This window comes from Bacillus paramycoides, from assembly GCF_001884235.1.
In the GTDB taxonomy this organism is placed as follows: domain Bacteria; phylum Bacillota; class Bacilli; order Bacillales; family Bacillaceae_G; genus Bacillus_A; species Bacillus_A paramycoides.
On sequence record NZ_MAOI01000031.1, the window covers coordinates 15,759 to 29,305 of the forward strand.

A 13,547-nucleotide genomic window follows, 5' to 3' on the forward strand; every position below is an offset into this window, starting at 1 on the left:
TTTGCTAGTACATAGCACGTGTTTATAACTTCACAAACGAGATGTTTATGTTTATATAACTATTTTACCCATAAAACGGTAAAATACTCAAGGAGTGTAACCGTATAGTAAACATTACGTAACATTCCTGTAATACTTTTATTTACACCGAAAAAAATATGTTGTATTAAATATTTTGAATACAACTAGAAACCTACTAATTACAAGGAATGAAAAACGCTTTCCTTCATTCTTTGCTATGTTACAAAGTGTTAACGACTCATTACGAATGGTTTGTAATTGTGTGTTTTCCCCAAATCCGAAAAAATCTGTTGCTATAATGAGGACACGAAAACAAACGCAATGGAGGCTATCATGAAAAAATTAATTGGTATAGCAACAGCAGCAGTTTTTGGTCTTGGGATTTTCACATCATCTGCTAGCGCAGAAACTGTTGTTACAACAGACGTACTAAACGTACGAGAAAACCCTACTACTGAATCAAAAGTTGTCGATAAATTACTAAATGGTCATAAATTAGATGTTCTAAATACAGAAAACGGATGGTCACAAATCAAATTAGATGGTAAAGACGCATTCGTAAGTACAGAGTTTACAAAAAGCTCTTACTACGTAACAGCTAACGTATTAAACGTACGTGCTGAAGCGAACACAAACTCAGAAATTATTGGGACGCTTAAGAAAGACGATATGATCGAAACAACGAACCAAGTACAAAATGAGTGGTTACAATTTGAATATAACGGGAAAACGGCTTATGTTCATGTTCCTTTCTTAACAGGTACAGCACCTGTTATCGAGAAACAAGAAACGCCTGCTCCTGCTAAAGCTGAAGCACCCGCTAAGGCTCAAGCGCCTGCACCAGTAAAAACAGCTGCTAAGCCTGCCGTGAAAGCTGCTGAAACTAACGAACCTTCTGATGGTCGTGAGTTAACAGTTGTGGCTACAGCATATACAGCTCATCCGAGCGAAAACGGTGGCACATACGGTGGCCGTGTATTAACTGCAATGGGTCATGACCTAACAGCGAACCCAAACATGAAAATGATCGCTGTTGACCCGAAAGTAATCCCATTAGGATCTAAAGTATGGGTAGAAGGATATGGAGAAGCTATCGCTGGTGATACTGGCGGTGCAATTAAAGGTAACCGTATCGACGTTTTAGTTGGCTCTGATGCAGCTGCTAACAAATGGGGACGTAAATCTATTAAAGTGAAAATTTTAAAATAACCAATGACTGCTAAATGGCAAGCCAGTTCTCTTTGTTGAGAGCTGGCTTTTATTTTTTTATAATAGCTATAAGGAGGCTAGGCCGATGAATTCACAAGCAAAAGTAGACTGGGTCGGTACACCAAAACCGTACATATATAAAGATGATGTAACATATAACGCCATCGCAATTGACTTCTCACTCACAAACGATGACAATCGTTATAAGTTAATTGTGCTAGGCCATGAAGCAAATACACATTACAAAATCGTACAATATGGAATAAAACCTGGCTCTCAAAAACCATTCCCTATCGATATTCCATTCGATCAAGAAATGCTACCGCTAGTTGAACAAATATTAAATGATCCATACGTACAAGCGATATTAAAGCAAACACGCTCCTAATTGCAAAAAAGACTATCTCAATTAAAAGAGATAGTCTTTCTTACATTAACGAGTCGGACCAGATACTTCCTCTGATTTCAACGTATTATTTGCACCAAGGGAATGATACAGCATCTTTCCATTTCCATTCACGGTTACAATATGTTCGTTATTAAAACTTTTGAACTTCACAGATCCATCACCGTATCGAATATGGTACTCTTCATATGTTGTTACTTTATATTTCGTTTCACTTTGACGCTCTACATTACGAATATCCATTGTTAATAAATCTTCTGTAATTCCTTTTTTGTTTAGATATTGTAAGTAATCACGATCTTCCTTATACGATTTCCCACTCTTATCATAATTATTTTCAATTAAGCTAAAATCATTTAACGAAATCGCGCGCACATTATCATAAATATGTTTTCGCACGAATTCACCAACTGCAGAGCTTGACGTTTCTTTCGGGAACTTTAAATAATATGTGCTTTGTTCTCCAACTTTGATGCTTTCGGATTTAATGACACCAAAATCAGTGTTTTTCTCTAAATGTACTTCAACCGTTTCATCTGTCGGTACAGGACCAAGTTTATAACTTCCATAACTTAATTTCCCTCGTTTTTTACCGTTCACAAAAACTGTTGCGTCGCTTTCATCAGAAGAAATGGTTACATAATTTCCTTCAAGTGATAAATTCACTTCTACTTTTCCATTCTTTTCATCTGCTAAATCTACTTCTTTTTCCGTCTCTAATTCAGCAAGTTCTGTCTTCGCCTTTGCCTTTACAACATAAGCACCAGGGAAGTATGGACCCATTTCTTTCGAAGTTTTATCACTAGAAAGCTCTGTTTCTTTTTTATCATTCACATATATTTCAGCATTCTTTGCAGTTGTGCTAACACTCATATAATAAGATTTCAAGCTGAACTTATACTTTGGATATAAGAACCACTCTTTCCCGTCTTCTATAATTTGCCCGTCTTTAAAGGATGCTTTATCCTTTGCTAACTTTTGATCTACTGTCTCTCGTTGTAAATAAGACAATAACTCTTTATTGTACGAAGGATTATCCTTTAAATAACGTAAGTACGCTTTAATATCTTCTGTCTTCACCTTTAAGCTTGGATCATCTACTTTCACAAACTCGTCGATTGCATTGACATCTTTCTTTTGGAATGCTTCAATCATTACATTCACTTGCTTTTCTTTTGAAAACTTATGTGCCCCAAATTTATATGCCCCAAATAATAAAGCAGCAATTATGACGAAACCGATGATTAAAAATAAATTTTTCTTACTTTTCACTGGTTTTGTCTCAGTTTGTACTTCCATGTGCGAAGCAGCAGTGTTATCGACGATTACTTCTACTTTACTTCCACACTCAGGACAAAAGTTCAAATGGTCTGCAACCTGCTTATTACATGTTCCACAAAACTTCAATATGCTCTCCCCCTATTTTTTTGCTAATTTCATTCCGGCAAATGCCGCTACATATGTCACAATAAAACTACATAATGTTAAGTATACAAATGAATTTTGCATAGATAATACTGTTCCACTTGCTCCAAATAAACTCGTTACAGTTCCTGAAACATCAATTTGGAACTTAGAAAGCATATTCATTATAATCATCATAATTGTATAAGAACCACTGCATACCGCTAATGTAATATACATATTGGCAGTCGGTAATTCTGCTAACTTTCTTCCCGCTCTAAACATAAGGAACAATGGAATAATAAGCAGTAATAAACCATAATGGAATACGCTATTCACTTCATCAAATTCAGCAATATCTTCCTGATTCGCTCCTTGCGAAACCATTATATCTTTAACCCCTACGCCATTTACAGAGATGCCTGATACAAATGAAAATGCTAATTTGTTCTCAGATGATTTCGATTTCTTGCTTATTCCAGTAAATTCCCGACTGAATGCTGGACTTGATACTTCTAACGGAGCAAAATGAGCCATACTCCATAATTGAGGTGTTAGTTCTAGCGCTAATAATGTGCTTTGAGTTTTTGAAGAAGTCATTTCTTTTAATGGTTCAATACTGTCTTCCTTACTTACTAATGCCATAATACATACAACTACCGCTGTTACTAAAAGACCTTTTATCATAGCTGACATCCCATAATAAATAGATGCTCCATATGGCATTAACTCTTGAAATGCTGCTGCCATATTGTTTTTGCTTGTATGAACAATAAATCCTACTAAAGTAAATAATGTTCCACATACAAAACCGCTCAGTAAACTCTTTACAGCTGAATAACCAACTGTTATCTTACCTGCATCTGAGAACGGAATTGCAAAAGATTGTGATGCTATAAAACTTACGATAAATAAGAAGACTCCATATATAATACCGACTGTTGCCGCTATAAACATTTGGTCCTTAATCGTTTTTGCAACGCGCTGTTTCCCTAACCATATTCCTGTTCCAGCCAAGACAATGAATGGAATAATTAATAATAAAAAGAATGGAGTATGCCAAGATAAGGATAAAATCAATCCACTATCATCACCAGCTGAAAAACCAAGTAAATGGTAATTTAATAACGTTGAAGTTGCGCTTGTATAAAAATTCGGTAGCATTTCTAATTCTTTTGCAAATTTGCTAAACATCTCACTTAATATAGAAGCAAATAATAAACTTCCAATCCAACCAGCAACTAACATGAGAATACTTGCAACAGCTCCACCAATCAATCCTGTTTTTAAAACTGCTTTATCTGCTGTGAATTCAACTTTAGGAGCGCTGTCCATCGTAGGTAATTTTACAGTTTGTTCTTTTTTCTTCACAATAAATAAAGAATGTCCACACTTTTGGCAATATAAATTTTGCTGAGCATTTTCATTACCGCAACCTTTGCAATACTTAGCAGCATCTTGTTCTAGAGTCACTGCATCTAAAGCTCCTGCGATTTCCATACTTCCTTCATTTGGACAATAGTTTACTTCTTCACCATGTTGTTTTCCGCACGTGCGACAATACATCTTATTCACTCCCCACTTTGCTTAATTCCACAAACCGGGCAGTAAGTAGAGTCTTTATCAATATGCTCATTACATGTAATACAATTTGCCTTTTCGCTGTTATTTTCTACTGCTAACATCGGATTAGGCTTTCCACATGAACCACAAAACTTATCATTCATTGATAAAGATCCACCACATTCACATGTTGCTTTCTCACCTTGTTGCTTTTGCAGTTCAACTATTCGTTTTCTCGCTTGATAAATAGCAACATCAAACTCTTGAATTGGAGCAATCATTTCTTTTAAACTCGCTTCATTTACTCCATTTCCTCTTAATTGAACATATACTTGCTGTCCAAGCTCTAATAGAACCTCTGCTTTTTTCTGCATTTGCACTTGCATTCCTTTTTTCAACTGAGCAATTTCTTGTGCAACCTGTAGCTTCATCTTTCCTTGTTCTATTCCCTCTTGTAGCTTATTCATCCCACTACCTAATTTAGTCTGCAAATCTGACAAACGACTTCTCCTCCTATAAATATATAGTAATATTCAAATTAACATTATATATATTACCATGATTTTCTAAATGTGTAATTAGAATTTCATTTTTTCTGTTTTGAGCATTTTTTGTTTATAATGGTAAAGGAAAGAAATCTGTGTACGGAGGAAAATTATGCTGCAACACTCAATTACGAAAGATGAAATTATGATGATTGCGAACGAGTTCGTTCAAGGGCTTGACCCGCAGCAAGTAGCTGATCAAGAACATGTCGCTACAGCTCGGCACCTGTATCGTAGTGGTGTTGTCTATAACGTTGACTTTGATGGCTATACGCTATCAGGAACTGTAGATGCTGAAGGCAGTGTATATAGCGTTCACATCCCGATTCGTAATGTTGCCGAAAGCTATTGCGATTGCTTCGCACCAACGCAATGTGAGCATATGCTCGCTGTATTGCTATCTGCGGCTTCAAGTTTCGGGCAGGTAGGAGATGTATTAACTTTATTCAAAAATAATACGAAACCTTCCCTTCCTCCTATTCGAACTGCAAGGCAAGTATTGCAATCATCTGCTTTTGAAGAAACGGATTATAAAAGTTGGCAATCGTACTTTGAAAATGAATATGAATCATTTAAAAAAGAACAGAAGCGGCTCACTTATAAACAAATGTATTTTCTTATGAGTCTTTTTACAGACTTCTATACAAAATTAGAACGGAAAGCCCCGCGCATCATTGCTATACATGAATTATTTAAGTTGCATGCGGCACTTTATTGCTTTCAAAAATTATTAGAAGAAATTCAAGAATTTGAAGTAAACAAACTGTATTCTTATCACCAACCAGTTAACGTCGTTCGTCTATTCGTCGATAAAGTTGAATCCATCGTTCGGGACTTAAAAACAGAAGCGATTCCGGCAGAATCTGAACTGATTTTACAAGAAACAGCTCGTCTCGTACATGAAGTATTCTTCTCTACCGATTCCTATACACAAGAACGATTCTTCATTTATCGTCACATATGGGGTGAACTGTTAAGAACAGAAGAACAGCTACTAGAAGAAAAAAAACGAATCGATGCAAAAATCAATCCACTTTCCAAAACATTGGCATCTTCTCATCTGCTCTTTTTAAATAACGAAGATCTATTGGCAATGGAATTACTTGAGAAACAGCCTGCTTCTGTTGTGAGCCTTTACTTTTATTGGTTAGAAGAGTTATTAAGTGCGATGCAGTGGGATCGTGCTAAAAACTGGCTTTCCTTTACGTATAAACAAGTAAAGCAAACAATACTTGAACAAGAAAATACTGTCTTCATACAAGATATCGTTCGTTTATTTGTAATGATGTATGAAACATATGCAACGCATACGAATGAACAAGCGGGATTAGAAATGATTTTACAAGAACTATTACCGTATAGTTTCGCGAACTATGAACAATACGTACTAGCGAAGAAACAATACCGTACATGGGCGGAGCTTCATTTATTATATGGATTTGAGGCAATCGAGCTTTTGAAAGAACCATTGAAAGATATTGAAAAAGAAGCGCCTGAAGCAGCACTTCCTCTTTATCACCTTGCCGCAACGGAAGCAATTGAAGAGCGCAATCGCAAATCATATAGACGTGCCGTTCGTTACTTAAAGAAATTACGTATGCTTTATAAACGACTGAAGCGAACTGATGAATGGGATGCTTTCATTATTCATATTGCTAACTTACATTCACGTCTGCGCGCACTACAAGAGGAATTACGGAGAGGAAAATTAATCGATGATCATACAAACTGAAGTAACAATTAGGCTCCAGCACGTTAGTCAAGGTTGGTTCCTTTGGGGAGAAGATGATAGCGGCACTCCCTTATCCGTAGCAACTTGGAAACAAAATGCATTCACATGGCACTCTACCTCCTTCTACGGTACGTTTTTAAAAGAGGCAACATATGAAGGAAAACAAGGCGTTATGCTAACGAATGTCCAAGCATTTGAATACATCGCAAATAAACCGATGAACTCTTTTGCAAATATTCAAATGAACGGCCCTATTACAGCCCTTACAAAGGACGCAAATGAATTATGGGACGCTTTCGTAAGTGGAAGCTTCGTGCCCGATATGAAGCGTTGGTCTCATCAGCCATCTTGGATTGTTCAAAATACCCCAATCGAAGATGACACATTAGCATCTCTTTTCACTTCAGCGGTGAACGAGAGTATCTTGCAAGACACTCGCTCAAATGACGGCTGGGAAGATGCAAAGAGACTATACGAACATTACGACTTTACGAAAAGGCAATTGGAAACAGCGCTACATGAAGAAGATTGGCTTCGAAAAATTGGTTATATTGAAGATGACCTGCCATTTACAGTTGGTTTAAGATTGCAAGAACCACAAGAAGAATTTGAAATGTGGAAGCTCGAAACAGTCGTTACGCCAAAACGTGGTGCGCATCGCATATATGTATATGAGAGTATCGATTCCTTGCCAAAAAGATGGCACGATTACGAAGAGCGGATTATTGAAACGCAAGAAGGATTCAGTAAGCTCGTACCGTGGTTAAAAGAGGACGACAAGTTCCGAGAAGAACTCTTTGAAACTGAAGCTTGGAATTTCTTAACAGAGGCAAGTAATGAATTACTTGCAGCAGGCATTACAATTTTACTACCATCATGGTGGCAAAATTTAAAAGCAACCAAACCGAAATTACGCGTACAACTGAAGCAAAGTACAGCACAAACACAATCTTTCTTCGGCATGAATACGCTCGTTAATTTCGATTGGCGCATTTCAACAGACGGAATTGATTTATCAGAAAGCGAATTTTTCGAACTCGTTGAACAGAACAAGCGTCTTTTCAATTTAAATGGTCAATGGATGAGACTTGATCCTGCCTTTATTGAAGAAGTAAAAAAACTAATGAACCGTGCCGATAAATATGGACTAGAAATGAAAGACGTTCTCCAGCAACATTTATCTAATGCGGCGGAAACAGAAATCGTAGAAGACGATAGCCCATTTACCGACATTGAAATCGAGCTAGATGGATATTACGAAGAGCTTTTCCAAAAACTTCTGCACATTGGAGATATTCCAAAAGTAGATGTACCATCTTCACTACAGGCAACACTCCGTCCGTATCAACAACACGGGATTGAATGGTTACTATATTTACGAGAGCTTGGATTTGGAGCATTATTGGCCGATGATATGGGGCTTGGAAAAAGTATTCAAACGATAGCTTACTTACTATATGCTAAAGAAAACAATCTCCAAACAGGCCCTACATTAATTGTGGCGCCAACATCAGTTCTTGGAAATTGGCAAAAAGAATTTGAGCGTTTCGCACCAAATTTACGTGTTCAGTTACATTATGGAAGTAACCGAGCTAAAGAAGGGTCATTTAAAGACTTTCTTCAATCGGCAGATGTCGTGTTAACTTCTTATGCATTAGCTCAGCTTGATGAAGAAGAACTTAGTACGCTATGCTGGGACGCTGTTATTTTAGACGAAGCACAAAATATAAAAAACCCACATACGAAACAGTCGAAAGCAGTAAGAAACCTACAAGCAAATCACAAAATTGCTTTAACCGGTACACCGATGGAAAACCGACTTGCTGAGCTTTGGTCTATTTTCGACTTTATCAACCATGGGTATCTCGGAAGCTTAGGACAATTCCAGCGCCGCTTCGTCACACCTATCGAAAAGGACCGTGATGAAGGAAAAATCCAACAAGTACAACGATTTATCTCGCCATTTTTATTGCGTCGTACGAAAAAAGATCAAACAGTCGCATTAAACTTACCAGATAAACAAGAACAGAAAGCTTACTGTCCACTAACTGGTGAACAGGCTTCCTTATACGAACAACTTGTTCAAGATACATTGCAAAATGTAGAAGGATTAAGCGGGATTGAAAGACGCGGATTTATATTACTTATGCTGAACAAACTAAAACAAATTTGTAATCATCCAGCTCTTTATTTGAAAGAAACAGAACCACAAAACATCGTCGAACGTTCTATGAAAACAAAAACGTTAATGGAACTCATCGAAAATATAAAAGACCAAAACGAAAGCTGTTTAATCTTTACTCAATATATTGGTATGGGAAATATGCTAAAGAGTGTATTAGAGGAAACATTCGGTCAGCGCGTCCTCTTCCTAAACGGTAGCGTACCGAAGAAGGAACGTGACAAGATGATTGAACAATTCCAAAATGGAACGTATGATATTTTCATCTTATCGTTAAAAGCTGGTGGAACAGGATTGAACTTAACTGCTGCCAACCATGTCATTCACTATGACCGTTGGTGGAATCCAGCTGTAGAAAACCAAGCAACAGACCGTGCATATCGTATTGGTCAAAAACGCTTCGTTCACGTTCATAAACTTATCACAACAGGAACACTTGAAGAGAAAATCGATGAAATGCTAGAACGAAAACAATCACTAAATAACGCCGTCATTACAAGCGATAGTTGGATGACTGAACTATCAACAGACGAACTAAAAGAATTACTTGGTGTATAAATCAAAAAGGAGCAAATCTCTAACTGAGATTAGCTCCTTTTTCTATGCCAAAACCAATTGCTTATTATAATTCCTGTTAATCCGCCGCACGTATCAAGCAATGAATCTTGCCACATCGGTGTACGATCCCCTGTAAACCATTGATGAATTTCATCAAATGTTGCATATCCTGCAACGAAAAGGAGGGCGTACACAAAGCACCGTTTTCTCGAACAACCCGATCGATGAAAAGCATAATACGTCAATGAACCAAGCATAAAGAACACCATAAAATGAGCACCTTTACGAAGGAAAAACTCAATAAAGCCACCTACACCTTTATTTGCGATACTAACAGGTGTACCTCCACCATAATCGATAGATACCCATGAAAAATGTTCTTTCACAAACTCAACATTCACATATTGCTCAATATCCGAGCGCATATCCTGTTTTTTATATGGCTGTGCTGAAGAATAGAAAATAAGCCCCATCCATAATAATACAGGAATCCAAAATAACCATTTACGATTCATTCTCCCGAAAGCTCCTCTCTTGTTCTTATAAGAGTACCAAAAAAAAGAAAAAATTTCACGCCAAAACATGACATTCACTCCCTATTTATAAAGTGAAAGGGGGTGATAAACATGGCAGTTGAACAAATCGTAATGGACTTAACTTTACGTCTCGTATTAAATGGCGGATTAGACAAAAACGGAAAAACAGTTGTTAAGAACAAGCAATTCAAACGTGTTAAAACAACAGCAGATTTAGAAAAAGTACATGCAGTAGCACGCGCCCTTGCTTCATTACAAGGATCACCACTTCACGCTGTACAACTTGTAAGTACGTCAGACCTTTCTAATCTATAAATAAAAAGGAGGGAATAAAGAATGCAAGTACTCGAGTTAATTTTTGCGAAAGAAGATGGAAAAACAGTTGTTTTTTCTATCGATAATCCCACCACACCGGTCAATGCACAAATAGTAACTGAAGTAATGGACACAATTCTTTCATCGTCTGTTTTTTCATCAATTAGTGAAAACACCCGTAAAAAAGGAGCACGCCTCGTAGAAAGAAACGTATCTGAAGTTTCTATTACTCCGTAAATCAAAAAGACGAATCTGCATCATTTCGCAGATTCGTCTTTTTTCTTCGGCATTTCAATCGGGATAAATATCTTTGAAAGACCAACGCAAACATATTTATAATGTTCCCCACCTAAATCAAACTCTGTCGTATACGTTGAGAAGAAAATATAATCATTTCGTTTTGTATAATGATCGATTACTAACCCAACTTGTGGCTCAACATACTTTTTCGCCAACTTCTTACCCGCCGATGCTAAGTCGCCAAGGAGACCCTCTTCGTTTTCTTTTTGAACCTCGTCTAGCTTCTTACTCACATCATTACGTTTCATAAATTGTTTTGCTGCCCAATCTGTATATTCCCCTTTACTCGGGTTACTATTTGCTAAATAAACTAGGAGAACAACAACAAGAGCCATAATAATAATATACTTTTTCTTCATACTATCTCACCGCCTACTCTTTTCTATTTTCATATATATGTACAAGCGATGCAAATTAGAAAGACCATCATCTATTGATTGTAAACCAACAATAAAAATTTACAATACGCAACAGAAGATTAACAGTAAATTCATATCATTTGTATATAATTATATTCAGAATAAAAAACTTACATAGAGGAGGATTTAGACTTATGGATAATGAAAATAATATTTTTATTTCTAGTTCTACAATGATGCTTGAGCCGTACAAACACCCTTATTACCGAACAAAAATTATCGACAGTAGCGGTAACCATCTGTACTCATGCCAAACAGGTCTACAACTCATCAAGAAGTCTTGTCTAACAACTGTTCATTCTACTTATCAAGGTAGACGTGATGCAATACAAGCAAACTTTAAGCTCAAACAAAATGTTCCGATTCCGATTAATCACAGAGAATATATTTGTGCGTTCCCAACAGAATCTCCTTCGTCTCCAAACTGTATTTGGTTGTTCTATAACCAGATAGATGATATAGAGTTTTTCAAAAAAATTAACAAAGCTAACATTCATTTTTTAAACGGAACTACCGTAACAATGCACATAAGTACCCATAAGTTAAAGCAGCAATTTTTGAAATCAGGGCATGTATTATCCCAGATGAACTTGAAAGATTTACTACATTTAAAAAACCTCTCGTTATATTTACTACCTTAAAATAATAAATAAGAATGGAAGGAGATATGTTTCTTTCCTTCCATTCTTATTGTTACATCCTTACACTATCTCTCATTTTCTCAAGCGCTTGTCGATATACCCATCTCGTTTGATAGTACGTCATTCCCATTTCAGTAGCTATCTCTCCAATCTTTTTCCCTGTAAAGAATCGCTCTGAAATGATGTGCCTCTCCCTCTCATCTAACACACTCATAAAGTCCTTCGCTCTCGTTCCCGCATCTTCACACTTAAATCGTTCCTCATACTCTCCTACGCATACATACCTCTCTTGCACTACACATTCTTTCTTCAACCTTTCCAATATATAACCACGTACCGTTACGACAGCATAAGCAGGGAAACTCCCTTTCTCTTCCTCATACCTTTCATAAGCATGCCAAAGACCAATTAAGCCACATTGATAATACTCTTCATAATCTTGATAAATATTTAACCTCTTTATTTGATTTATAATCATACCCTCATACAAAACAACTGTATCTGCAAAAGTCGCTGGCTTCACACAGTACCCGTTTCTAAAAGGTATACCTCTTTGTTATTCCGCGGTACCTTTACAATATAAAAAGAGAAAAGAAATTTCATTGTGGGTAATTTCAACTGCTGATGCCGGAATTTGAAATTACACTAGGTAGAATTTGAAATTCTATCGGGGGTATTTGAAATAGGGGTAAAAATAAAAAAGATTCCACCTATATAGTAGGAGGAACCTTTTTATACATTTGTAAACTATTCTATTCACTAGTTGCCCTTTTGAAAAGTCTATCAATCCCATATAAACCAATAGCTAAAATACAGCTTGTAACACTGACAAAAATATAAGGATTCTTATTCGGCATATATTCTACAGCTAACAATGTTACGACTAACATGAACAAAACATTTGCTAAAAATTTCTTAAGCATATGTGTATCTCCGCTTTATAAAAATAATGCTGCGATTTTTTATAATCGCAGCATTTCTTTCTAGCAGCTTGAAGTACTACTATTATTGGAACATACCTTGTAAGGCACCCAACCCAAGAGTTAAGACAAAGAAGACAATAGTGATAATTGTTGCCTGCTTTTTACTTAAACCTGCTGTAATTTGAAGACCTAGCCATGTAACCACATATCCCCAAATTGTAAACACTTCAAATTTACTCACAATACCTTTTACAACACCACTACTTGAAGTAAAAACCGGTCCTAAGCCAGTGTACATTTCTTGAGCCGATCCACCTAAAATAAATGCTAAAATTGTATTTATTAATACACCAAGTAATGAAATAACACTTGAATATACAGTAATCGCCAATAATTTTTTATAAGAAGTATCATTGCTCATAAACATCATTAACACTTTATACACCACAGCACTAAGTAGGAAACTAAATGCCATACCAAAAGCACCTACACCGAATCCCATACCATATGTCATTGCAGCTGGAATGGTAACACCTAATTCCTTATTAATCTTAATAGCTTCAGGTGTTAGAGAATATACATAAGCAGCAAATCCACCAATAAGTCCACCTAGTAAAACAAGTATCAAAAACGCACCCCAAACCGCATTACTAGTCTTCATTCTCTCAAACTGCACACCTGGTGATGTAATCATTCCAAATAATGATGGCTTCGCACCTACATCTTGCGTATTCAAATTCGCTTCCATTACAACGCCTCCTTCTATTTATATAACCCGTTCTAACGGGCGGTT

Annotated in this window: 14 protein-coding genes; 7 read left to right on the top strand and 7 right to left on the bottom strand. The window is 36.6% G+C overall.

Annotated elements, in window-relative coordinates:
• Positions 1–354 precede the first annotated feature (354 nt).
• A complete protein-coding gene (locus tag BAU28_RS04985) occupies positions 355–1,230 on the top strand; it encodes a cell wall-binding protein EntA (protein WP_071717905.1) in 876 nt (291 codons plus the stop codon).
• 85 nt (positions 1,231–1,315) lie between these two features.
• Complete coding sequence (locus BAU28_RS04990) at positions 1,316–1,618, top strand: DUF3910 family protein (protein ID WP_071717906.1); 303 nt, start codon at positions 1,316–1,318, stop codon at positions 1,616–1,618.
• A gap of 45 nt (positions 1,619–1,663) precedes the next feature.
• On the opposite strand, the gene BAU28_RS04995 is transcribed toward BAU28_RS04990, so the two are convergent.
• The 3 genes from BAU28_RS04995 to BAU28_RS05005 are packed head-to-tail and all read right to left on the bottom strand — an operon-like array spanning position 1,664 to position 5,103.
• A complete protein-coding gene (locus BAU28_RS04995; protein ID WP_071717907.1) occupies positions 1,664–3,043 on the bottom strand; it encodes a zinc ribbon domain-containing protein in 1,380 nt (459 codons plus the stop codon).
• A 12-nt stretch (positions 3,044–3,055) separates the two neighbouring features.
• Entirely contained in the window at positions 3,056–4,606 is a 1,551-nt protein-coding gene (locus BAU28_RS05000; RefSeq protein WP_071717908.1) for a zinc ribbon domain-containing protein, read from the bottom strand.
• A gap of 5 nt (positions 4,607–4,611) precedes the next feature.
• Positions 4,612–5,103, bottom strand: coding sequence for a zinc ribbon domain-containing protein (locus tag BAU28_RS05005; RefSeq protein WP_071717909.1), 492 nt, complete (start codon positions 5,101–5,103; stop codon positions 4,612–4,614).
• A gap of 157 nt (positions 5,104–5,260) precedes the next feature.
• Between BAU28_RS05005 and BAU28_RS05010 the strand changes: the two genes are divergently transcribed.
• Positions 5,261–6,880 carry an SWIM zinc finger family protein gene (locus BAU28_RS05010; protein ID WP_071717910.1) on the top strand — a complete coding sequence of 540 codons (1,620 nt, stop codon included), beginning with the start codon at positions 5,261–5,263 and terminating at the stop codon, positions 6,878–6,880.
• Complete coding sequence (locus BAU28_RS05015) at positions 6,864–9,620, top strand: DEAD/DEAH box helicase (RefSeq protein WP_071717911.1); 2,757 nt, start codon at positions 6,864–6,866, stop codon at positions 9,618–9,620. Before BAU28_RS05010 ends, BAU28_RS05015 begins: the two co-directional genes overlap by 17 nt.
• Before the next feature lie 29 nt (positions 9,621–9,649).
• Here BAU28_RS05015 and BAU28_RS05020 read toward each other — a convergent pair whose 3' ends face one another.
• The gene (locus tag BAU28_RS05020; RefSeq protein WP_071717951.1) at positions 9,650–10,135 is read right to left on the bottom strand and encodes a VanZ family protein; all 486 of its coding nucleotides are present in this window, start codon (positions 10,133–10,135) and stop codon (positions 9,650–9,652) included.
• 111 nt (positions 10,136–10,246) lie between these two features.
• Between BAU28_RS05020 and BAU28_RS05025 the strand changes: the two genes are divergently transcribed.
• A complete protein-coding gene (locus tag BAU28_RS05025) occupies positions 10,247–10,471 on the top strand; it encodes a DUF1659 domain-containing protein (protein ID WP_002174262.1) in 225 nt (74 codons plus the stop codon).
• Positions 10,472–10,492: 21 nt separating this feature from the next.
• Positions 10,493–10,708, top strand: a complete 216-nt coding sequence (locus BAU28_RS05030; RefSeq protein WP_048370189.1) for a DUF2922 domain-containing protein — start codon at positions 10,493–10,495, stop codon at positions 10,706–10,708.
• 20 nt (positions 10,709–10,728) lie between these two features.
• On the opposite strand, the gene BAU28_RS05035 is transcribed toward BAU28_RS05030, so the two are convergent.
• Complete coding sequence (locus tag BAU28_RS05035; RefSeq protein WP_048370187.1) at positions 10,729–11,130, bottom strand: DUF4359 domain-containing protein; 402 nt, start codon at positions 11,128–11,130, stop codon at positions 10,729–10,731.
• 194 nt (positions 11,131–11,324) lie between these two features.
• Here BAU28_RS05035 and BAU28_RS05040 point away from each other — a divergent pair, with 194 nt between their 5' ends.
• Positions 11,325–11,831: a competence protein ComK gene (locus BAU28_RS05040; RefSeq protein WP_048370185.1), complete on the top strand. Its 507-nt coding sequence runs from the start codon at positions 11,325–11,327 to the stop codon at positions 11,829–11,831.
• Positions 11,832–11,883: 52 nt separating this feature from the next.
• Here BAU28_RS05040 and BAU28_RS05045 read toward each other — a convergent pair whose 3' ends face one another.
• The gene (locus BAU28_RS05045; RefSeq protein ID WP_071717912.1) at positions 11,884–12,354 is read right to left on the bottom strand and encodes a sigma-70 family RNA polymerase sigma factor; all 471 of its coding nucleotides are present in this window, start codon (positions 12,352–12,354) and stop codon (positions 11,884–11,886) included.
• Between the two features lie 482 nt (positions 12,355–12,836).
• On the bottom strand, positions 12,837–13,502 hold the full coding sequence (yknW, locus tag BAU28_RS05050; RefSeq protein ID WP_071717913.1) for a YknW family membrane protein: 666 nt from the start codon (positions 13,500–13,502) through the stop codon (positions 12,837–12,839).
• Between the last annotated feature and the right edge of the window lie 45 nt (positions 13,503–13,547).